General features: G+C 74.7%; 15 protein-coding genes. 8 read left to right on the forward strand and 7 right to left on the reverse strand.

Annotated features, from left to right (window positions below):
• Positions 1-3: 3 nt before the first annotated feature.
• Complete coding sequence (locus OIM89_RS10055; RefSeq protein ID WP_033947125.1) at positions 4-399, reverse strand: DUF3499 domain-containing protein; 396 nt, start codon at positions 397-399, stop codon at positions 4-6.
• A gap of 439 nt (positions 400-838) precedes the next feature.
• Between OIM89_RS10055 and OIM89_RS10060 the strand changes: the two genes are divergently transcribed.
• The gene (locus OIM89_RS10060; protein ID WP_023421858.1) at positions 839-1,222 is read left to right on the forward strand and encodes a metallopeptidase family protein; all 384 of its coding nucleotides are present in this window, start codon (positions 839-841) and stop codon (positions 1,220-1,222) included.
• Positions 1,223-1,283: 61 nt separating this feature from the next.
• On the opposite strand, the gene OIM89_RS10065 is transcribed toward OIM89_RS10060, so the two are convergent.
• The 3 genes from OIM89_RS10065 to OIM89_RS10075 all read right to left on the reverse strand — a co-directional run bounded on the left by OIM89_RS10065 (position 1,284) and on the right by OIM89_RS10075 (position 7,566).
• On the reverse strand, positions 1,284-2,828 hold the full coding sequence (locus OIM89_RS10065; RefSeq protein ID WP_264491164.1) for a DUF5719 family protein: 1,545 nt from the start codon (positions 2,826-2,828) through the stop codon (positions 1,284-1,286).
• Complete coding sequence (locus tag OIM89_RS10070) at positions 2,825-6,586, reverse strand: glycosyltransferase family 2 protein (protein WP_264491165.1); 3,762 nt, start codon at positions 6,584-6,586, stop codon at positions 2,825-2,827. Before OIM89_RS10070 ends, OIM89_RS10065 begins: the two co-directional genes overlap by 4 nt.
• Before the next feature lie 716 nt (positions 6,587-7,302).
• The gene (locus OIM89_RS10075) at positions 7,303-7,566 is read right to left on the reverse strand and encodes a WhiB family transcriptional regulator (protein WP_003950432.1); all 264 of its coding nucleotides are present in this window, start codon (positions 7,564-7,566) and stop codon (positions 7,303-7,305) included.
• A gap of 851 nt (positions 7,567-8,417) precedes the next feature.
• Here OIM89_RS10075 and OIM89_RS10080 point away from each other — a divergent pair.
• The 3 genes from OIM89_RS10080 to OIM89_RS10090 are packed head-to-tail and all read left to right on the forward strand — an operon-like array spanning position 8,418 to position 11,192.
• Positions 8,418-8,930, forward strand: a complete 513-nt coding sequence (locus OIM89_RS10080; RefSeq protein ID WP_030697298.1) for a cysteine dioxygenase — start codon at positions 8,418-8,420, stop codon at positions 8,928-8,930.
• 4 nt (positions 8,931-8,934) lie between these two features.
• Positions 8,935-9,891, forward strand: coding sequence for a 2-phospho-L-lactate transferase (gene cofD, locus OIM89_RS10085; RefSeq protein ID WP_030697299.1), 957 nt, complete (start codon positions 8,935-8,937; stop codon positions 9,889-9,891).
• On the forward strand, positions 9,888-11,192 hold the full coding sequence (locus OIM89_RS10090) for a coenzyme F420-0:L-glutamate ligase (protein ID WP_264491166.1): 1,305 nt from the start codon (positions 9,888-9,890) through the stop codon (positions 11,190-11,192). The genes cofD and OIM89_RS10090 overlap by 4 nt, the downstream gene beginning before the upstream one ends.
• Before the next feature lie 19 nt (positions 11,193-11,211).
• Here OIM89_RS10090 and OIM89_RS10095 read toward each other — a convergent pair whose 3' ends face one another.
• The 3 genes from OIM89_RS10095 to OIM89_RS10105 all read right to left on the reverse strand — a co-directional run bounded on the left by OIM89_RS10095 (position 11,212) and on the right by OIM89_RS10105 (position 15,511).
• Positions 11,212-12,264: a DNA-3-methyladenine glycosylase family protein gene (locus OIM89_RS10095; RefSeq protein ID WP_186009362.1), complete on the reverse strand. Its 1,053-nt coding sequence runs from the start codon at positions 12,262-12,264 to the stop codon at positions 11,212-11,214.
• Between the two features lie 605 nt (positions 12,265-12,869).
• Positions 12,870-13,961, reverse strand: coding sequence for a sugar phosphate nucleotidyltransferase (locus OIM89_RS10100; RefSeq protein ID WP_047468299.1), 1,092 nt, complete (start codon positions 13,959-13,961; stop codon positions 12,870-12,872).
• Positions 13,962-14,080: 119 nt separating this feature from the next.
• Positions 14,081-15,511 carry a peptidoglycan recognition protein gene (locus tag OIM89_RS10105; protein ID WP_175458059.1) on the reverse strand — a complete coding sequence of 477 codons (1,431 nt, stop codon included), beginning with the start codon at positions 15,509-15,511 and terminating at the stop codon, positions 14,081-14,083.
• Positions 15,512-15,638: 127 nt separating this feature from the next.
• On the opposite strand from OIM89_RS10105, the gene OIM89_RS10110 reads away from it, so the two are divergent.
• From OIM89_RS10110 to OIM89_RS10125, 4 genes are all read left to right on the forward strand, one after another.
• Entirely contained in the window at positions 15,639-16,391 is a 753-nt protein-coding gene (locus tag OIM89_RS10110; RefSeq protein ID WP_151168285.1) for a TIGR03089 family protein, read from the forward strand.
• Between the two features lie 136 nt (positions 16,392-16,527).
• Positions 16,528-17,823, forward strand: coding sequence for an LCP family protein (locus OIM89_RS10115; RefSeq protein WP_226964329.1), 1,296 nt, complete (start codon positions 16,528-16,530; stop codon positions 17,821-17,823).
• Between the two features lie 324 nt (positions 17,824-18,147).
• Entirely contained in the window at positions 18,148-19,869 is a 1,722-nt protein-coding gene (locus OIM89_RS10120; protein ID WP_151168287.1) for an LCP family protein, read from the forward strand.
• An 81-nt stretch (positions 19,870-19,950) separates the two neighbouring features.
• Positions 19,951-21,831 carry an LCP family protein gene (locus OIM89_RS10125; protein ID WP_030697307.1) on the forward strand — a complete coding sequence of 627 codons (1,881 nt, stop codon included), beginning with the start codon at positions 19,951-19,953 and terminating at the stop codon, positions 21,829-21,831.
• The last annotated feature ends 197 nt before the right edge of the window (positions 21,832-22,028 follow it).

The following is a 22,028-nucleotide window of genomic DNA, read 5'->3' on the forward strand; positions in this document are numbered from 1 at the left end:
GGGTCAGGAGTCCGGCGAGCGGAGCACGCGCAGGTGGGCGCGGCGGGTGGTCGGCAGCTGCGGGTCCGGGGCGGGGCGCGGTGCCGGGTCCGGGGTGCGGTGGCCGGGGGCGGCGGGACGGTCCTGCGGGCGGGCGGCCTCGCGGACGGCGTCCGCCAGCGCTTCGAGGTCGTCGCCGCGCGGGCGGGCCGGACCGGCGGAGTCGGCGAGGCGCACGACTTCCCAGCCTCGGGGCGCGGTGAGGCGCTCGGAGTGCTCGGCGCACAGGTCGTAACAGTGCGGTTCGGCGTAGGTGGCGAGCGGACCGAGGACTGCGGTCGAATCGGCGTAGACGTACGTCAGTGTTGCGACGGCAGGGCGACCGCACGCGGTGCGCGAACAGCGACGTACAGGGCTCACGATGTTGGACGGTACCGCACTCTTGAACGGGCCGCGACGACTCTCCCCCCGCCGACCCCGCCGTGTCGGTCCCGCGAGCGGCTCGGCGGGACCCTTCTGAGGTGGGGTGATGCGGTGCGGCGCGGGCGGTTCGGCGGGGGTGCCGGGGGTGGGGCGGGGGTGCCGGGAGCCCGCCCTGGTCGGGTTCGCGCCCCGGTTTGGCCGAAACCGGCCGACGCTTATGGGGGTGGCCGCCCGGGCACCGAGGGTGCCGACGACGGGTGCGGACTACGCTGCGACGGTGATGGACGACGTTTCTCCGGGTTCGCCGGACCCCGCGGGCGCGCCGGACGCGCCGGGCGCCGCCGGGCGCGCCGACGCCACCGGTTCACCTCCTGTACCGCCCTGCCCCCCGCCCGGCGGTCCGCGCCCGCGCCACCGGGACCGGCACGGGCGCGGGATGCGCGGGCCGGTGGCCCCGCCGCAGGTGCCGCTCTCGGCGAGCAGGGCGCAGGTCTTCGACGACTTCGTGCGGGACGCGGTGGAGCGGCTGGAGCGGCACGTGCCGCAGATCGCCGACATCGACTTCGTCGTCCAGGAGGTGCCGAGGCCGCAGGGGCCCGGGGACGACTGGCAGGACGAGGCGGTGCCGCTGGGGGCCGCCGTGGAGGCGCGCAAGGGGCGGCCGGCGCAGGTGGTGGTCTACCGGCGGCCGGTGGAGATCCGGGCCAAGGGGCGCGACGAGCGGGCGCTGCTGGTGCACGAGGTGGTGGTGGAGCAGGTCGCCGACGTGCTGGGCCTGACCCCGGAGGCGGTCGACCCCCGGTACGGCGAGGGGGAGTGAACGGCGCCCGACCCGCCCCGGGATTCCGGGGCGGGGCGGGCGGCGGTACGCGGGCGGCGGCTCAGTCGAGCAGCACGCCCATCTCCGGGCGGGCGGCCGGGACGGTGACCGTGCCCCGGTCGTCGGTGAGGTTCTGGACGGTGAACATCGAGATGCCGTCGGCCGCCGCGCCGCTCAGCGTGAGGGTGCGGGAGGCGTGGACGGGGCCGCCGGAGACGGTCTCGACGGTCAGGGCGTAGGTCCCCTTCAGCGAGTCCGGGAGCGGGATGTCGGCGGCCAGCGTCCGGCCCGCGCCCACGGAGTAGGTCTTGGTGGCGGCGGTGCCGCCACCCGTTCCTGCGGAGGCGGTGACGCGGACCTTGGCGGCCTTGCCCGGCGCGGTCAGCGACAGGTAGGTGCCCTTGGCGCCGTTGCCGGTGACGGTGGCGCGGTCGCCGACCGGGCGGGCGGCCGGGATGAAGGCGCTCTCCTGCTCGGCGCCCTTGCCCCGGATGACGCGGACGGCGGCCACCACCGGGGTGTCGCCGGAGTCGCCGGTCGGGGTGAGGACCAGGGAGCCGGGCTCGCCCCGGGTGACGTCGGCGAGGTCGACGGCGGTGGTCATGCCCGATTTGAGGTGCAGGGTCTCGTTGCCGGCGGGCGAGAGGGAGCCGTTGGGCCCGGCGAGGGAGACCTTCAGGTCGGCGTCGGCGGAGCCGGGCGCGAAGGCGACCAGGCGGACCGCGGTGGCGTCCTTGGGGATGCCGGGCAGCACGACGGAGGCCGAGGGCTCGGCCGAGGGCGTGAGCCAGTCGCCGCCCACCTTCTGGTCCAGGGCCTGCACGGCGGCGGCGACCCGGCCGCTGCGCGCGGTGACGTGGACGGTCAGGTTGGTCTGCGGCTTGCCGGTGAGGGTGGAGAGCAGGACGGGGACGCTGGAGCGCGGCGGCACCTGGATGCCCTCGCCGACCTCGGAGTCGAGGGCGCCGTCCTTGCCGTACAGCTCGATGTCGACGACGGCGGCCGCGTCGTCCGGGTTGGTCAGGTGGAGGTAGTCGCTGCGGTCCTCGGCGGTGGAGGCGCCGGGGAACCAGAAGTCGGTGTCGGGCGCGGAGCAGACGGCGCCGTGCAGGCCGCGACCGGCGCCCGCGGTGAAGTGCGTGGTCTGCTGGGCGCTCCACCCCGGCGCGAGGCTGCCCTCGGCGAGGCCGATCAGCGCGGGCGCCCCCGAGCCGTTCTCCTCGGCGGTGACGGGCGCCCCCTGCTTCTTCACGGCGAGAAAGGGCTTCTCCTCCTCACCCTTCTTGCCGTCCTTGTCGTCCTTGTCGTCCTTCTCTTCCTTGTCGTCCTTGTCGTCCTTGCCCGCGAGGCTGCGGGCGGCCGGGACCAGGGCGGCGGTGCCGGAGTCGGCGGAGACCTCGGTCTTCGGCGTGAACGCGGTGTACGTCGTCTCCGCCAGCTCCGAGCTGCTGGGGGCCGGGCAGAGCAGCGAGGTGCGCTCCACGGGCTGCTGTGCCGCCTTGCCGGTGGCGGCGGGGCCCTCCTCGGGCGCGGCGACGGCGGCCACCGAGGTGACGGCGGCCAGCGCGGCGCCGGCCGCGATCAGGGACAGGGTGGTGCGCTTCACTGCTGGCTCCCGTCGGGACGCTCACGGCCGTGGCCGTGGGGCGGCTGCTCGTACTGCCCGTACTCCGGCGCCGCCTGGTCCGGGCCGTAGCCCTGCTGCGGCTGCTGCTCGTACCCGGGATAGCCCTGCTGCCCCTGCTGCCAGCCGCCCTGCTGGTACGGGTCCTGGGGCTGGGGCTGCTGCTGGTACGGGTCGTAGGCGTTCGGGTCGTAGCCGGGCTGGGGCGGGTAGCCCTGCGGGGACGGGTCGTAGCCCTGGTTCTGGTAGCCGTACGGGTCGTAGCCGCCCTGCGGGGGGCCGGCGGGCTCGTAGGGCTCGGGGGCGGTCCAGGCGGGGTCGGGCTCGTCGGCGGCGGGCTCGCGCTGTTCCGGGATGTCCGCCTCGGGTCCGGTCTCCGGGGCGGCGGCCTCGGCCTCCGCCTCGGCCTGGGCGCGCAGCCGGCGGGCGCGGCGGCCCTCGCCCTCGACGGGCTGGGCGGGAACGGGCGCGGGCTCGTCCGGCATGTCGTCGTCGACGGTGCGGCGGCGGCCGGGCAGGGCGAGGACGACCAGGACGAGGCCGAGGAAGCCCTGCGTCCAGATCCACGCGGTGTGGGTGAAGGGGTCCTCGAAGGTGACGTCGAGGCGGCCGCCGCCCTCGGGGAGGGTGAAGCCCTGCGCCCAGTCGTCGACGGTGACCCGCTCCAGCGGTTCGCCGTCGAGGGTGGCGGTCCAGCCCGGGTCGGCGGTGTCGGCGAGGCGCAGTACGCGTCCGGCCGGGCCGGCGGGGAGCTCGGTGTGCAGTTCGACAGGGCCTGCGGCGACCGGCAGCGGCTCGCCCGAGCCGTCCTTGGCGACCACGGCCGCGCGCGAGACCTGCCGGTCGACGCGCCACAGGGCGCTGCCGTCCTGCTGGCTGAGGCGGGTGAGGCCGGGCGTGGAGTCGAGGACGCGGCTCATCTCGCGCGGCGAGCCGTCGCGGACCAGGACGTAGCGGACGGCGAAGCCGCCGAGCTGGTCGGCCTGGTCGGCGCCGGAGCCGGCGACGAGGCGGGCGACGACGGTGGAGAGCCGGTCGTCGGTGCCGGCGGCCGCGGCCAGTTCGGCGTCGCCGAGCCGCCCGCCGGAGCCGCGCACCAGGGCGTAGCTGACCTCGGCGGCGGAGTCCCCGGCGAGGACGAGGGTGCGGGCCTGGTCCTGGGTACGGCTCTCCTCGGCGACGAAGGCCGGGACCTGCACCGGGTCGCGGCGCTCCAGGGGGCCGTCGGCGCCGGCGGCCATCCAGGTCAGGGCGGCGGCGGCCGGGCCGAGTGCGCAGGCCAGCGCGATCAGCGCGGCCAGCGGCTGGCGCCAGCCGAAGCTCTGCTCGGCGACCCGGTGCCGGGCCCCGTCGGCACCGACCAGCGCGGCCCCGAGCAGGGCGGCGCCCTGGACGAGGGTGGCGGGGCCGGCCCAGGCGGAGGCGTTGGCCAGGACCGCGAAGAGCAGGGCGGTCAGGGCGACGGCCCAGGCGGTGAGGATGGCCCGGCGCCGCTCCTCGCGGAGCAGGGCACCGAGCGCGGCGGCGACCACGCCGAGGAAGAGGACGGCGCTGAGGGTGCCCGGCCCGCCCGGGGAAGCGCCCAGCAGGTCGAGCGGACCGGCGCCGCCGGTGGCGGTGTCGAGCCCGGCCGTCCGGAAGAAGCCGAACGGCAGCAGCGTCAGCGACCAGGGCGCCAGCACCAGCAGCGGGGTGGCGAACTGGGCGACGAACCGGGGCGCGTACGTACGGAGCGCGCTCCGGCGCACCACCAGCACGCCGATCCCGAGGACCAGCGCCAGCGGCCACACCATCGGCGTGAACGCGGTGGCCAGCGTCAGCAGCAGGGTGTACGCCCAGGTGGCGCGCCAGGTGCCGGGGTGGCCGAGGAGCCCCGCGGCGGAGAGCCCGGCGCGGGCCATGACCGGCAGCAGCACGGCGAGGACGGCGGTGCCGAGGTGCCCGCCGGCCAGCGCGCCGGTGACGGCGGGCAGGAAGGCGTAGACGACCGAGCCCCAGGCGCGCAGCAGCCGGGAGGGGACGAGCGAGCCGGAGGCGAGGTAGGCCGCGAAGCCCGCGAGCGGGACGGAGGCGACCAGGACCACGGTGACGGCGGCGTGGGTGGAGCCGAGCAGGAGCGCGGCGAGGGTGGCGAGCAGCGCCAGGTAGGGCGGGGCGGGCTCGGTGGTGCCGGTGCCTACGGCGTGCCAGCCGTCGGCGTAGCGGCCCCAGAGCTCGCCGAGCTGGTCCGGTACGGGCAGCAGGGCACCGCCGGCCAGCGCGCCGCCGCCGAGCAGGGCGCGGCAGGCGACGAACGAAGCGAGCAGCAGCACGGCGAGGAGGACCGGGCCCGGCCTGCGGGCCAGCCGCTTCAGCCGGGCGAACTGCTCGACCTCCAGGAAGTCGGCGTCGTCCCCGCCGGGCCCGGACTCGACGGCGCCGCCGTGGCGGCCCGCGCCCGGGGCGTCGGCGTCGGAGCCGCGCGTGAGGTTGCCCGCGACCTGTTCGACGGTGGCCCGGACGGTGGCGCCGGGCGGCGGGAACAGCGGCTTCAGCTCGGCCGGTTCGACGGTGCCCTTGCCGCGTCTGCGGCGGGCGCTGAGGATGCGGCCGGGACGCAGCAGGGTGCCGAGCAGCCCGGAGATCTCGTCCACGGCCTGGCCGGGCACCTTGCCCACGAGGTAGGCGAGGGTGCGCGCCACGGTGCCGACGATCAGCCGCAGCAGCACCCACGGCAGGGCGCCACCACGGCTGTTGACCAGCAGGGTGTGGACGGCGCCGGCCTTGTCGACCCGGTGCGGGCTGGTGGTGCCGCGCCCCGCGCAGTCGACGGTACGGCGCTCCCGGGAGGCGGCCTCGGCGTGCCGGAGGACGGCGTCGGGGGCGATGAGGACGCGGTGCCCGGCGGCCTGGGCGCGCCAGCACAGGTCGACGTCGTCGCGCATCAGGGGCAGGGCGCGGTCGAAGCCGCCCAGTTCCTCGTAGACGTCGCGGCGGATCAGCATGCCCGCGGTGGAGACGGAGAGGACCGGGCGGACGTGGTCGTGCTGGCCCTGGTCCTGCTCGCGGCGGTCCAGGCCGGTCCAACGGCGGCCGCTGTGCGCGATGGTGACGCCCACTTCGAGGAGCTGGCGGCGGTCGTACCAGCCGCGCAGCTTGGGGCCCACGACGGCGACGTCGCCGCCGGCCTCGCGCTCGGCCTCGACGGCGGCGAGCAGTTCGGCCAGGGCGTCGGGGGCCGGGGCGCAGTCGTCGTGCAGCAGCCAGAGCCACTGCTCCGGTTCGCCGTACGGCAGTTCCGGCAGGTCGTAGTTCTCGTCGTGCCACTGACGGGCTACGGGGTCCCAGCCGCCGGGCCGCTTCAGGTACGGCAGGTCGTCGGGGGTGAGGACGCCCGCGGCGCGGACGGCCTCGTCGACGGCGGTGCCGAACCCGGTACGCCGGGCCAGGTGGAGGACGCGGTCGTCGCCGAAGGCGTCGGCCACCAGGCGGGCGGAGTCGTCGGCGCTGCCGGTGTCGGCGGCGACGGCGTTCTGCACCGGCCGTTCCTGGGCCAGGAGCCCGGCGAGGGCGTCGGGGAGCCAGCGGGCGCCGTCGTGCGTGACGAGCACGGCGGTGACGACGTGGCGCGCGTAGGCGGGTGCGCTGGTGGGGTCGAGGCCCGGGAGGCTGGTCGGGGTGGCCGTCGTGGCGGCGGCCGGGTCCGACATCGACCCTGCGGAGGCGGCCAGGTAGGCCGCCGAGTGGCTGTGCACGGACATCGAGGTACGGGCCCCGGTTCGGTGGACTGCGGTGACGCCCGCCGCGGGCGGGCGGGAGTCTCGGACGGGGCCCCACACTAACGGCACGTCGGGGGCGGGGTTGCCGCCTGGCGTTTGTTGGGGCGGCCCTTGGGCAGGGTTCGGGTTTCCGGTGTGCCTGGGGGTGCGGGCGCCCCGTGCCCGCGGTCACCGATGGCCTCAATCGCCGGCCGGGCTTTTTTCGGCCTCAATCGCCGGCCGGGCTCAGGTGGCCTCAATCGCCGGCCGGGCTGTGGTGTGCCGGCCGGGCTGTGGTGTGCCGGGCGGGCTGAGAAGTGTCTGCCGGGCCGAGGAGGGGTGGTGGTCGGGCCGAGGAGGGGTGGTCGGGCCGAGTCGGGGTGGTCGGGCCGAGTCGGGCCCGGGTGGCTGGAAGCCGAGTCGGGCCCGGGGGCTGGAAGTTGGGGGCGGGCGGCGGAGCGCTGGGACGGGCGCTCCGCTCGGGGCCGTGGGTGGGGGCCGGTCGGGCTGGGTGCCGGGCGGCGGTGGGGCGGCCTGCTCGCGAGGGACGGCGCGGGCGGGGGTCGCGGTGGTCCGGGGCGTCGGCCTGAGGCCGGGACCTCGGGGTCGTACGGCTCGGGCCGTACGGGGTCGTACTGGGGTGGTGCGGGGTGGTGCTCGTCGTGCGCTGGTGCGGTGGTGCTGGCCCGCGTGGGGCGGGCCGGGCGCTGGGGCCCGGGTCAGACGGCGGCCTTCTTCAGGCGCCGCCTCTCGCGCTCGGACAAACCGCCCCAGATTCCGAAGCGTTCATCGTTGGCGAGCGCGTATTCGAGGCATTCCGAACGGACTTCACAGGCGAGGCAGACCTTCTTGGCCTCACGGGTGGAGCCGCCCTTCTCGGGGAAGAAGGACTCGGGATCGGTCTGGGCGCAGAGTGCGCGCTCCTGCCAGCCGAGTTCTTCGTCCGCTTCCTCGACCAGCAGTTGTTCGAACAGCTCGGTCATTAGCGCCCCTCGTCTGTCTTTATGTCCCCGTGATGCTGTCGTTACCGGTTCCGGCCGGGCGACACGAGTGAAATTACAGGTGCGCCGATCCGGGCGAGTCAAGCCGGGATCTGCTATTGAGCCCCTTATTCACTCTGCGGAACCAAGCCTTCGCGGTAAGTGTACAAATCGTCCTAAACCCCTACCTTTTCCGTCACGCAGCGACGTGGGAGGCGCGCATTCCGCTCCCCCGCAGCCCTCGCGGGCCCTTCACGGACCTCCCTCCGGCAGGGAGGACGCCACCCTCCCGGGACGCGTTGCGCGAGCCTCGCCGAAGCGAACTTGATCACAGCGCGATCACGGGACGGCAACGGTGATCACCTTCGCAGGCCGACTGCCCGACCTGGTCCGCCGTGTGTCCCGGGAGGCGGGCGCACAAACCTTTCTCCGCTCCCTGCAACCGGATGTGGTGAAACATAGGCCGCAATCCGGACCATGAGTTGACATCGCGGGTGTCAGCCGGTCTCCTGTGGGGCATGCTCGCGAATTCGGCGCTTTCCTGGACCCGCCCTGTCGGCTCCATCGACGCTGCCCACTTCTGCGAGCCCTGTCACTGTCCGCGGAGCCTCTGTCCCTCCGCCGCCGGCTGTCGCCCCGCCGGCTCCGACTGCCGCTGACCGCACCGGCCGCCCATCCGCAGGCCGAACCGCTCAGCACCCCGTACCGCAGCACGCGGGACCGCACCGGTCCCGCGTCCCGCCGCACCCCGGCGCGGTACGCGCCCCGGCCCCCGCGCACCCCGCACCCGGCCGCACGGCAGTCGCCTCCCCTCCCCCGCGCCCACCTCTCCCCTGCCGAGGAACCCCCGCACCATGAACCAGGACAGCGACCTCCAGATCGCCGGAGACCTGCTGGAAGTGCAGCACCTGCTCCGTCCCGCCCCCGAGCACCCGAGCACCGTCGCCGGGTTCGTCCGGCTCGCCCGGACCGTCGCCGCCGACCGTGCCCGCTGGGCCCCGCTGGTCGCGTACGACGCCACCAGCCGCTGGTACCACCGGCTGGAGACCGGACCCGGCTACGAGGTGTGGCTGCTCTCCTGGCTGCCCGGGCAGGGCAGCGGCGCCCACGACCACGGGCGCTCGGCCGGGGTCATGACCGTCCTCGACGGGGCCCTCACCGAGCACACGCCCGGCGGGCGCCAGGTGCTGCGGCCCGGCGGGCACCGGGTCGTCGCGCCCGGCCACGCCCACGAGGTGGTCAACGACGCGCTGGAGCCCGCCGTCAGCCTCCACGTCTACTTCCCCGGGCTGACGAGCATGCCGGTACGGACCCTGGAGCGGTCCGTGACCACCCCGGCGGAGGAACCGGCGCGCCTGACACACTGAGCCCATGCGCATTGTGGTTCTGGCAGGCGGCATCGGCGGCGCCCGGTTTCTTCGCGGTCTCAAGGCCGCGGCCCCGGACGCGGACATCACCGTCATCGGCAACACCGGTGACGACATCCACCTCTTCGGCCTGAAGGTCTGTCCCGACCTCGACACGGTCATGTACACCCTCGGCGGCGGCATCAACGAGGAGCAGGGCTGGGGGCGGACCGACGAGACCTTCCAGGTGAAGGACGAGCTCAAGGCGTACGGCGTCGGGCCCGACTGGTTCGGCCTCGGCGACCGGGACTTCGCCACGCACATCGTGCGCACCCAGATGCTCGGCGCGGGCTACCCGCTCTCCGCCGTCACCGAGGCGCTCTGCGAGCGGTGGCAGCCCGGGGTGCGGCTGCTGCCGATGAGCGACGACCGGGTCGAGACCCACGTCGCCGTCGAGCTCGACGGGGAGCGGCGCGCCGTCCACTTCCAGGAGTACTGGGTGCGGCTGCGGGCCTCCGTCGACGCGCTCGCGGTGGTCCCGGTCGGCGCCGAGCAGTCCAAGCCCGCGCCCGGCGTGCTGGAGGCGCTGGCCGAGGCCGACGTGGTGCTCTTCCCGCCGTCCAACCCGGTGGTCAGCATCGGCACCGTCCTCGCGGTGCCCGGCATCCGCGAGGCCATCGCGGAGGCGGGCGTGCCGGTGGTCGGCCTCTCCCCCATCGTCGGCGGCGCCCCGGTGCGCGGCATGGCCGACAAGATGCTCTCCGCGATCGGCGTCGAGACCACCGCGGCGGCCGTCGCCGAGCACTACGGCTCGGGGCTGCTCGACGGCTGGCTGGTCGACAGCGCCGACACCGAGGCGGTCGCCGAGGTCGAGGCGGCGGGCATCCGCTGCCGCGCGGTGCCGCTGATGATGACCGACCTGGACGCCACCGCCGCCATGGCCCGCGAGGCGCTCGCCCTGGCCGAGGAGGTCCGCGCGTGAGCACCGCTCCCGCCTTCCAGGTCCGGGCCCTCCCCGGGCTGCCCGAGGTCGGCGAGGGCGACGACCTCGCCAAGCTGATCGCGGCCGCCGCCCCCACGCTGGCCGACGGCGACATCGTCCTGGTCACCTCGAAGATCGTCTCCAAGGCCGAGGGCCGGGTGCTCGCCGCCGACTCCCGCGAGGCCGCCATCGACGCCGAGACCGTACGGGTCGTGGCCCGGCGCGGCGCGCTGCGCATCGTGGAGAACCGGCAGGGTCTGATCATGGCCGCCGCCGGCGTCGACGCCTCCAACACCCCGGCGGGGACGGTGCTGCTGCTCCCCGAGGACCCCGACGCCTCCGCCCGCGCCATCCGCGCCGGGCTCGCGGACGCGCTCGGCGTGGACGTCGGCGTGGTCGTGACCGACACGTTCGGACGGCCGTGGCGCAACGGCCTGACCGACGTGGCCATCGGCTCCGCCGGGGTCCGCGTCCTGGACGACCTGCGCGGAGGCACCGACGCGCACGGCAACCCGCTGCACGCCACCGTGATCGCCCTCGCCGACGAACTGGCCGCCGCCGGCGACCTGGTGAAGGGCAAGTCCGAGGGGCTGCCGGTCGCCGTGGTCAGCGGGCTCTCCGCGCTGGTCGGCGGCGAGGAGGGGGCGGGCGCGCGGGAGCTGGTGCGCGGCGCGGCCGACGACATGTTCCGGCTGGGCACCTCCGAGGCGGTCCGCGAGGCGGTCACGCTGCGGCGGACGGTGCGCTCCTTCACCGACGAGCCGGTCGACCCGGGCGCGGTCCGCCGGGCCGTCGCGGCCGCCGTCACCGCGCCCGCGCCGCACCACACCACGCCGTGGCGGTTCGTGCTGCTGGAGTCGGCCGCCGCCCGCACCCGGCTGCTCGACGCGATGCGCGACGCCTGGATCGCGGACCTGCGCCGGGACGGCAAGAGCGAGGAGTCCATCGCCAAGCGGGTCCGCCGCGGCGACGTCCTGCGCAACGCCCCGTACCTGGTCGTCCCCTGCCTCGTCATGGACGGCTCGCACACCTACCCCGACGAGCGCCGGTCCGCCGCCGAACGCGAGATGTTCGTGGTCGCCGCCGGCGCCGGGGTGCAGAACTTCCTCGTCGCCCTCGCCGGGGAGCGGCTGGGCTCGGCCTGGGTCTCCTCGACCATGTTCTGCCGCGAGGTCGTCCGCGAGACGCTGGACCTCCCGGACACCTGGGACCCGATGGGCGCCGTCGCGGTGGGCCGCGCGGCCACCCCGCCCGCCGACCGCCCCGGCCGCGACCCGGAGACGTTCCTGACGGTGCGCTAGCCCCGCCCTCCCGTCGCCCTCACAGGCGCGAGATGTCGCTGTACGGCATCTTCGGCGTCCGGCGCGGCGGTACGCGGCCCGCCAGCAGGATCAGGCGGGCCGCCCGGTGGCGCTGGCCGGCGTACGGGGCGAGCAGTTCCAGCATGGCCGCGTCGTCGGTGGTGCGGTCGCCGGTCAGGGCGTAGCCGATGATGCCCGGGAGGTGGAGGTCGCCGGTGGTGACGGCGTCCGGGGCGCCGTGGGTGCGCTGGACGACCTCGGCGGAGGTCCAGGGGCCGATACCCGGGACCGCCTCCAGGAGCGCCGCCGCCTTCTCGGGGGGCAGGCCGGCGGCCCGCTCCAGGCGGGAGTGGAGGCGTACGGCGCGCAGGATCGTCGCGGCCCGTTTGTCGTCGACCCCGGCACGGTGCCACTCCCAGGACGGGATCAGGGACCAGGCCCGGGGGTCGGGCATGACGGCCATCCGCTCCGGGGCCGGGCCCGGGGCCGGTTCGCCGTGCCGGGTCAGCAGGCGGCGCCAGGCGCGGTACGCCTCGTCGGCGGTGACCTTCTGCTCCAGCACCGAGGGGATCAGGGACTCCAGCACCAGGCCCGTCCTGGTCAGCCTCAGGCCCGTGGCGCGGCGGGCCGAGTCGGCCACCAGGCGGTGGCGGGGCGTGAACGCCTCCGGAGTGTCGGCGGCGCCCAGCAGCTCCGGGAGCCGGTCCAGGAACCAGTCGGCGCCCGGTCCCCAGGCCGTCGCCTCGGCCCTGCCCGCGCGCAGGGCGACCCGCAGCGTCGCCGGGCCCTCGGGGGTGCGGCTGGCCCGCCAGACGGCGCGGTCCTGGGTCAGGCGGAACGCCGGGTCGCCCGGGCCGCGGCGCAGGACGCCCAGGATCAGGCCCAGGTCGGCCTGGTAGGGCGGGGTCCACGTCCTGGATCTGGCCGGGGTCTGCGGCTTGGCCGCGGCGGCGGCGCGCGTGGCCGCACGGAAGCTGCGGGCGCCCGTGGGGTCCGGGCGCGTGTCCGGGCAGGGGGCACCCGCGCTCGTGCCGTACGGGGCACGGGGCCTCGGGGGGAAACGTCCTGCCATGCGCCAGAGCGTACTGGCGCGGGGCGCCAGGGAACTGGGGGCCGGGGTCGCCACTGGGGGTCCTGGTGCTGGACTGGCCTGCGGGCGCGGGGGGTTGGGTGGTGTGCGACGCCGGTCACACGTGGGGTGGCCTCAAACGCCGGCCGGGCTTCTTCGGCCTCAGTCGCCGGCCGGGCTCCATTTGGCCTCAAACGCCGGCCGGGCTGGATCGGGGCTGTAGGTGGTGCCTCAGCCACTCGGCTCGGGTGGCCTCACGCGCCGGCCCGGCTCAAGTGGCCTCAGTCGCCGGCCGGGCTGGTACCGGTGAGGCTGGACCGCATGAATCGGGTGGCAGCGCCGTCGGCCAAAATCGAGCCCGGCCAGCGCTTGAGGCCATCCGAGACCGGTGGCCGAGGCACCATCTCAGCCGCCCGACAGCCCGGCCGGCGACTGAGGCCACTCAGCCGGGCCGGCGCTTGAGGCCAAGGAGCCCGGCCGGCGTTCGAGGCCACGGGTGACCGGCGGTCGAAGCGCCGCCCCAGCCACATGACAGCCCGGCCGGCGCTTGAGGCCAAAGAAGCCCGGCCGGCGCTTGAGGCCCACCCCCGACCGCCCCACGGCCAGTCTCAGCGGTCGGGCGAGAACCGAACCCCGCCGTCCGGCAGGACGGCATCGCACCAGAGCCGCAGTCCGTCCCGCAGCTCGTTGTCCGCGCCGGCGTCGGCGCCGTCGCCGATGACCGCCCCGGTGACGTGGGTGCGGGCCCCGACCCGGGCCCCGGCGCCGATGAGGGAGTCGGTGACGACGGCGCCCTCGGCGACGTACGCGCCGTCGAGGAGGGTGGAGCCGGTGATACGGGCGCCGGCGCCGACGTGGGCGCCGGTGCCGACGACGGTGCCTTCGGAGAGCTTGGCGTCGGGGGCGACCCGGGCTCCGTCGAGGACGAGCGATTCGCCGCGCCGGCCGGGGACGGCGGGCGAGGGGGCCCGGCCGAGGACGAGGTCGGCGGAGCCGCGGACGAAGGCCTGCGGGGTGCCGAGGTCGAGCCAGTAGGTGGAGTCGACCATGCCCTGGAGGTGGGCCCCGCCCTCCAGCAGCCCGGGGAAGGTCTCGCGTTCGACGGAGACGGGGCGGCCGGTGGGGATGGTGTCGATGACGGAGCGGCGGAAGACGTAGGCCCCGGCGTTGATCTGGTCGGTGACGATCTCCTCGGGCGTCTGCGGCTTCTCCAGGAAGGCGAGGACGCGCCCGGCCTCGTCGGTGGGGACGAGGCCGAAGGCGCGCGGGTCCTCGACGCGGCTGAGGTGGAGGGAGACGTCGGCGCCGCTCTCCTGGTGGGTGGCGACGAGGGCCGGGATGTCGAGCCCGGTGAGGATGTCGCCGTTGAAGATGAGGACGGGGTCGTCGGGCCCGGAGCGGAGCCGGTGGGCGACGTTGCGGATGGCGCCCCCGGTGCCGAGGGGCTCCTCCTCGGTAACGTACTCGAGGTGGAGCCCGAGGTCGGAGCCGTCACCGAAGTACGGCTCGAAGACCTCGGCGAGGTACGAGGTGGCCATCACCACGTGTTCGACGCCGGCGGCGCGGGCACGGGCCAGCTGGTGGGTGAGGAAGGGGACGCCCGCGGCGGGCACCATCGGCTTCGGCGTGCGCACCGTGAGCGGCCGCAGCCGGGTGCCCTTGCCGCCCACCAGGAGGATCGCTTCTGGGGCCTGAGTCACTGTGCGTCTCTGCTTCCTGCCGGGGCCGGCCGAACTGTCTTTCGGCCGGCCAGTCTATGCAGACCGGTGCGGTACGCCCCATTCCGAGCCCGCACGGTGCCGGCCGGCCCCGTGCCCGGTCAGCGCCCCTGGAGCCGGGCGGAGGCGGAGCGCGCCGTACCGAGCTGGCCGTAGAGGCGGGTGCCCGGGCACTCGGTGGAGTAGCCGTCCCGGTGGCCGGAGATGACGTGCAGGCTCACCTTCTTGCCCTTCGCGTAGAGGTTGCTGCCGCCCGAGGTGAGCGTGACCTTCCCCTTGGGGTTGGCCCCGGACAGGCCGAGTTTCCAGGCGGTCAGCTTGGCCACCGCGTCGACGGCGGCCTTGGGCGGTTTGACGCTGCTGTAGCTTCCCAGGACGGCGATGCCCGTGCTGTTGCTGTTGAAACCGAGGGTGTGGGCGCCGAGGACGGCCTTGTCTACGCCGCCGGCCCGTCCCTCGTACACGGTGCCGCACTTGTCGACCATGAAGTTGTAGCCGAGGTCCCGCCAGCCGCTGCTCTTGGTGTGGTAGCGGTAGATACCGCGGATGACGGAGGGGGCTTCGGCGCAGGTGTAGTTGTTGCCGGTGGCGCTGTGGTGGACGAAGGCGGCCTTCACCTTGCCGGTGTACGAGAAGCCCTTCTCGCGCAGCTTCTCGTCGGCGCCCCATCCCTTCCGGGTGACGATCTTCGGGCGCGGCCCCACGTAGGGCTGCGCGCGCTGCCCGGGACCGGCGGCGCCGGCCTCGGCCTCCTCGACGGCGCGGGCCGCCTCCAGCTCGGCGAGGGTCTCCTCGCGGGTCAGCTCCGGCAGGACGGCCGGCTCGGCGGCGGGCGCGGGGAGCGCGGCGGGCTCGGCGGCGGGCGCCCCGGCGCGGGTCGGCTGGGGCGCGGGCTCCTCCGGGGCGGGCGCCTCGCCGGGGTCGACGAGGTCCAGGCGCAGCCCCTCGGGGAGCCGGTCGGTGGTGCGTTCGCCCTGGTGGCGGTGGTCGTCGCGGGAGGTGACGCGCAGTTCGACGGCGTCCGAACGGCCGACCCACAGCGGGGCGGTGGCGCCCCGGCCGGCCGCGCCCTCGGGGGTGGAGCGGTCGGCTCCGTGGTCGTCGTGGTGGGTCTCCAGCTCCTGCCAGCCGGACCAGGCGCCGGTGACGGTGGAGCGGGTACGGACCTGGACCCGGCCTTCCAGGAGGGCGTCCGGGTCGTCCCAGACGACGCCGAGCAGCGAGAACGGCTCGACCTCACGCGGGGTCAGGGCGCGCTCGTCCGGGCCCTCGCCGGGCGAGCGGTCGGCGGGGGCGTCGGGGAGGGGCAGGGAGCGGGTGTGGCCGGGGGTGTCGTCGGCGGCCGGCAGGGGGTGCGCGCCGGGCGGCGCGGCGGGGAGGGCGTCCGCGGCGCGGGCGCCGGTCGAGGTGTCAGCCGCGCCGGCCCGGGGGTGGGCGGCGGTCGCGGCGAGGGCTCCGGAGGGCAGGGCGGCGGGCAGGGCCAGGGCGGCCGCGCAGGTCACGCCGATCGAGGAAGCAAGGAATCCACGCATACAGATGATCATCGGCATAACCGACCAAAGCTGTCCATAGGTGACTTGACGGCGCGTCGGCGTGTCGCCCCGCTCCGCACTCCGGCGTCCGCTACCCGCACGCTGCGCCCCGCGTACGCTTGCGCGCGTGAACGCCATCGACCGCACCCCCGCCGACCTGCTGCGATCCGCGCTCGCCGCCGATCCGGCCCGCCCGCTCGTGACCTTCTACGACGACGCGACGGGCGAGCGCGTCGAACTCTCCGTCGCCACCTTCGCCAATTGGGTGGCCAAGACCGCCAACCTGCTCCAGGGCGACCTCTCCGCCGAGCCCGGCGACCGGCTCGCGCTGCTGCTCCCGGCGCACTGGCAGAGCGCCGTGTGGCTGCTGGCCTGCCACTCCACCGGCGTCGTCGCCGAGGTGGGCGGCGACCCGGCCGCCGCCGACCTGGTGGTGAGCGGCCCCGACACCCTGGACGCGGCCCGCGCCTGCTCCGGCGAGCGGATCGCGCTGGCGCTGCGCCCCCTGGGCGGGCGGTTCCCGCACGCTCCCGAAGGCTTCGCCGACTACGCCGTGGAGGTACCCGGGCAGGGCGACCGGTTCGCGCCCTTCGCGCCGGTGGAGCCCGACGAGCCGGCCCTGTCCGTGGCCGGCCGCGAGCTGACCGGCGCCCAGCTGGTCGAGGAGGCCCGCGCGGAGGCGGCCCGCCTCGGCCTCGGTCCGGGCGACCGGGTCCTGTCCGGGCTCGGCTGGGAGACCTGGGAAGGGCTCGCGGCCGGGCTGTACGCGCCCCTGGCCGCCGGCGGCTCGGTCGTGCTGTGCCGCAACGCCGGCCGGCTGTCCGAGGAGGGGCTGGCCCGCAGGGTCGCCGACGAGCGGGTGGACCTGACCTTGCTCTGAGCCCCCGACGCTCACCCGTACGGCCCACACCACCCCCCGGCCCGCGCGCCTCGCGAGCCGGGGGGTGGTGTCGTCGGGAGGGAGGGGTGCCCGGGCTTCGGGGACGCCGTACCGAGACGGAGGGTGGTGGCCGACCGTGACGGACCGCGCGGGCCGGCCCGACGGGCAGGGGGACGAGGAGAACCAGGGGACGGAGGGGAGCGGGGCGAAGGAACAGGGGGCGCGCTGGGGACCGCGCCCGGCGCGGCAGGGGCCCGCCCGGCGCCCGTTCCTGCGGCGGCGCTGGGTGCGGTGGACGGCGGCGGGGACGGCGGTGGCGCTGATCGGCGCCGGGTTCGGCGCGTGGGCGCTCTACGACCGGCTCCAGGGGAACATCACGCGGGACGACGCGGTCATCGCCGAGCTGGAGCGGCACGAGAAGGAGCGGCCGCTCCCCTCGAAGCAGGGGGCGCTCAACATCCTGCTGGTCGGCTCCGACACCCGTGCCGGACAGGGCAACGGCCAGTACGGTGCGGCCCGGGGCCAGCGTTCGGACACGGTGATCCTGCTCCACCTCGCGGCCGACCGGCGCAGCGCGACCGCCATGTCGGTACCCCGCGACCTGATGGTGGAGATCCCCTCCTGCCGTCGCGCGGACGGCAGGAGCGCACCGGCGCGCACGGCGCAGTTCAACTACGCGTACTCCTACGGCGGAACCGCGTGCACCATCCGGACCGTCGAGCGCCTGACGCGGATCAGGGTCGATCACCACATGGTGGTGGACTTCCAGGGGTTCAAGCGGATGGTGGACGCGGTCGACGGGGTGCGGATCTGCCTCAAGCAGCCGATGGACGACAAGGACGCGCACGTCCGGCTCCCGGCGGGCGAGCACACCCTCAACGGCGAGCAGTCGCTCGGCTTCGTACGGGCCCGCAAGAGCCTGGGCGACGGCAGCGACACCGACCGGATGGAGCGCCAGCAGCAGTTCCTCGGCGCCCTGGTGGCCAAGGTGCAGAGCAACGGCGTCCTCCTCAACCCGGGCAAGCTCTACCCCCTGCTGGACGCGGCCACCTCCTCGCTGACCACCGACCCGTCCATCGCCTCCCTCATCGACCTCTACGACCTCGTGCGCTCCATGCGGAACATCCCCACGAAAGAGGTGCGGTTCCTGACCGTTCCGCGCGAGGCGTACGCGGGGGACCCCAATCGTGACCAGCTGGTGGAGCCCGCCGCGAGCGAACTCTTCACCCTGCTGCGGGAGGACGAACCGGTACGGATCGCCCCGCGCCCGAACGACTCGGCGAGCCCCGCGCCCTCCGCCAGCCCCACAGGCACGGGCCCGGCCGCTCCGAGCGCTCCGAGCGCCCCCTCGAGTACGCCGGGGGTGCGTTCGACGCCCGTTCCTGATCCGACCTTCAGCGGTAATAGCGCGGCCCGTTCCGCCTGTGAATGATTCCTGTGGGTAAAAGACCACTCAATACCGTGGAACAGCGCACGGGATTGCGCCGTAATGCCCACTTGTAAGCAACAAGCAATGCCTCACCGCCGTCGCCCCGGGCCGAAGAGGCCGGATAGTGTGAGCGATCCGGCGAGCCCGACACGGCCGCCGGAGACTGACGGACCGACCGAATGAGCGCCTTGCGGGGAGGGGACCCGAGGCGCCGCGTGGCCCTGACGGAGGATTCGGACAACCGTGGACGCGCAAGGCCGTGGGCGGGCGGAGAATATCGACCCCGCAGACCAGTGGGTACTCAACCCGGATACCGGCGATTACGAATTGCGACTGAGCCCTTCCGATGGGCGACCGCCCGGCAATGGGCGGCGGGGCTCCGTTCCGCGCTCCCGCCGGGCTCCCGACCGTGAGCGCCCGCAAACCGGCCAGGACCGCCCGCGCCGGCCCGCCCCCGAGCACGACGACCCGGAGCCCGGCTCCCGGCCGTCCCGCGAGACGGTCCCGGGGCAGCGCAGGCGCCGGGGTGCCGAGCCCGAGCCGCCTCCGGGGCGTGCCGCCGCGCGCCGCGCGGGCGGGCGCAAGGGGCGCGGCCAGAAGCAGAAGAAGGGCAAGAAGAAGGTCCTGCTGTGGACCGGCGGCGTCCTGGCCTTCGTGATGGTGGCGCTGGCCGCCTCGGCCTACGCGTACCTGGAGCACCTGAAGGACAACATCAACTCGGTCGCCGACGACGGCGCGGGCACCGGCGGCTTCAGCAAGGACCGGGCCATCAACGTCCTGCTGATCGGCACCGACAAGCGCTCCGGCGAGGGCAACGAGGGGTACGGCGACAAGGACAGCCCCGGCCACGCCGACACCACCTTCATCCTGCACGTCTCCAAGGACCGCTCCAACGCGACCGCGCTCAGCATCCCGCGCGACCTGATCACCGACATCCCGGACTGCCCCACGCAGCAGGAGGACGGCACCGAGACGGTCATCCCGGGCAAGCAGAACACCAAGTTCAACGAGAGCCTGGGCCAGAGCGAGCGCACCCCCAGCTGCACCATGCGGACGGTCACCGAGCTGACCGGCATAAAGATGGACCACTTCATGGTGGCCGACTTCAACGCGGTGAAGACCCTCACCACGGCCGTCGGCGGTGTCGAGGTCTGCCTCGCCAAGGACATCGACGACCCGGACTCGCACCTGAAGCTCTCCAAGGGCACCCACACCATCGAGGGCGAGGACGCGCTCGCCTTCGTCCGCACCCGGCACTCGGTGGGCTTCGGCGGCGACCTCAGCCGGATCGAGATCCAGCAGCAGTTCCTCAGCTCGCTGATGCGCAAGCTGAGTTCGAACGACACGCTGACCAGCCCGGCCAAGATGTTCTCCCTCGCCGAGGCGGGCACCAAGGCGCTGACCGTCGACTCGACGCTGGCCGACATCTCCAAGCTCCGCGACCTCGGGATGGAGCTGGGCAAACTCGACCCGAAGAACCTGACGTTCGCCACCGTCCCGGTCAAGGACAACCCGGCCGAGCCGACCCCGGTGACCGTGGTGCTGGACGACCCGAAGGCGCAGTCCGTCTTCCAGATGGTCCGCGAGGACGTCTCCTTCACGGCGGTCAAGAAGAAGGAGAAGAAGGAGAAGGCGGCGGTCGCGGCCCGGCTCAAGGGCGAGCGCGCGGACCCCACGGAGGTGCGGGTCGACGTCTACAACGGCGGCGCGGCCACCGGCTCGGCGCAGACCACGCTGACCTGGCTCCAGAACACCCAGGGCGTCCTGAAGTCCACGCAGTTGGGCAACGCCCCCGAGGAACTGGCCAAGACCACCGTGGAGTACGGCGAGGAGGAGGCCCCGCAGGCCCGCGCGCTCGCCGACATGATGGGGCTGCCGGCCTCCGCGCTGAAGCCGGGCGAATCCGTGAGCAACTCTCAGGGGCTCCCGGCGGTCAAGCTCACACTGGGCCGCGACTTCAAGGGCGCGGGCATACCGCTCGTCGCCCCGAAGGAAGCCCCCAAGGGCGTGAACAAGGTCAGCGCGGACAAGACCGTCTGCGCGAAGTGATCCACCGTCGCATCCGCCCCGGCCGCTCACCACGGCCGGGGCGGCTCTCGGGCGTGCGGTGCGAGGTGGGGAGGGCACGACATGGGCTCAGCACGGTCGGAGGGCGGTCCCGAACGGGACCAGGACCCCGCCGGAGCACTGGGGTGGGACGACGGACTGTACGAGGGCCGGGACGCGGCGGTGGAGACCGGCCGGGCCAAGGTGCCCGGCCAGCGCGGTGCCGGTGACGCCGGGAGCGCGGACGGCGAGGGCGGGACGGAGCCGGAGGACCCCGACGAACTACCGGACCGCGGCTCCGGCACGCCCGTGGGCGTACCGGAGCAACCGGGTCCGCCCGCCGGGGAGTCGGGGCCCGGCAGACGCAGACCCGAGACCGGCACCGAGCAGGACGCGCCCGACGAGGCCCCCGGGGACGCCCCCGAGGAGGCCGAGGAGACCGCGAAGCCCCGCAAGCCGAAGCGCCGCAAGCGCCGCGTCCTCGCCTGGACGGCGGCCGGGCTGGCGCTGACCCTGGTGGCGGCGGGCACGGCGGGCTGGTTCTACTACCAGCACCTCAACGACAACCTGGACCGCAAGCCGCTGCACATCGGCAAGTCCCGCGCCCCCGAGCCGACTCCGAACGCGGCCGGGCAGACGCCGCTGAACATCCTGCTGATCGGCTCGGACGCCCGCGACTCCGAGGAGAACCAGCGGCTCGGCGGCGCCCGGGACACCTTCGGCGGCCCGGCCCTCGCCGACGTGCAGATGCTGCTCCACCTCTCGGCGGACCGCTCCAACATGTCGGTGATCAGCATGCCCCGGGACACCCTGCTGAAGATCCCGGAGTGCACCGACCCGGAGTCCGGCAAGGTCTACCCGGCGACCGTCGGCACCCGGATGACCAACCAGACGCTGATGCGCGGCGGCCCCGGCTGCACCGTGGCGACCTGGGAGGAGCTGACCGGCATCCGGATCGACCACTTCATGATGGTCGACTTCGCGGGCGTCGTCTCGATGGCCGACGCGATCGGCGGCGTGCCCGTCTGCGTCGACGCCAACCTGCACTCGCGGACCTCCGACGGCAAGGGCTCCGGCCTCAAGCTGAAGAAGGGCACCACGGAGATCAAGGGTGAGGACGCGCTGGCGTGGCTGCGGACCCGCTACGGCTTCGGCGACGGCTCGGACATAGCCCGGGCCAAGGCCCAGCACATGTACATGAACTCCCTGGTCCGCGAGTTGCGCGAGAACACCGGGCTGAGCAGCCCGAACAAGCTCCGGAACCTGGCCGAGGAGGCCACCGAGGCGCTGACCGTCGACGAGGAGCTGGCCTCGGTCGCCGAGCTGTACTCGCTGGCCGAGGAGTTGAAGAAGGTCGCCCCCAACCGGACCACCATGGCGACGATGCCGTGGATCTGGTCGCCCTCCGACCGCAACCGGGTGGAGCCGAAGCCGGAGGACGCCGAGCAGCTGTTCCGCCTGGTCCGCGAGGACATCGCGCTGGACGGCCGGGACGGGGACGGCCCCTCGCCCTCCCCGTCGAAGGACGAGACCTCCGAGGACCCGGCCGCCGACCCGGCCGAGATCGCCGTCCTGGTCCGCAACGGCACCGGCTCCCCGGTCGCCGCCCCGGTCTCCGGCCGCGCCTCCGACCTCGTGAAGCTGCTCACCGAGGCCGGCTTCACCCGCGCCACGGCCGACCAGAACCAGGTGGAGAACCGCGAGGAGACCGCGATCCTCTACCCCAGCGCCGAGCTGGAGGGCGACGCCCAGTCGGTCGCGGAGGCGCTGGGGATGCCGCTGGGCACCGTCCGCAAGTCCGCCGAGGTCTCCGGGGTGACGCTGGAGATCGGCGCCGACTGGACGGAGGGCGACACCTTCCCGAAGCCGAAGAAGGGCGACAACGAGCCCCCGGACTCCGCCGAGGCCCTCAACGGCTCCGACGACACCGCCTGCATGGAGGTCGACCCGGCCTTCACCTGGTAGCCCGTACGGACGCCCGCGGTCGCGTTACCGCAAACAGGGGACACTGGCGCGCGCCGCCCGGCCCGCTCCACCGGTCTGTAAGTCATATCTGCTTACCGTGCTGGGCACCCGCTTCCTCCTTTCCCCCGCCCGTGCCCGCCACGCGGAGGTGTCCCCCGTGCCCACGCCGTCCCGCCCCCGAGCCCGCGCCCTCCGTC

The organism is Streptomyces sp. BI87 (genome assembly GCF_025957665.1).
Lineage (GTDB): Bacteria > Actinomycetota > Actinomycetes > Streptomycetales > Streptomycetaceae > Streptomyces > Streptomyces albidoflavus.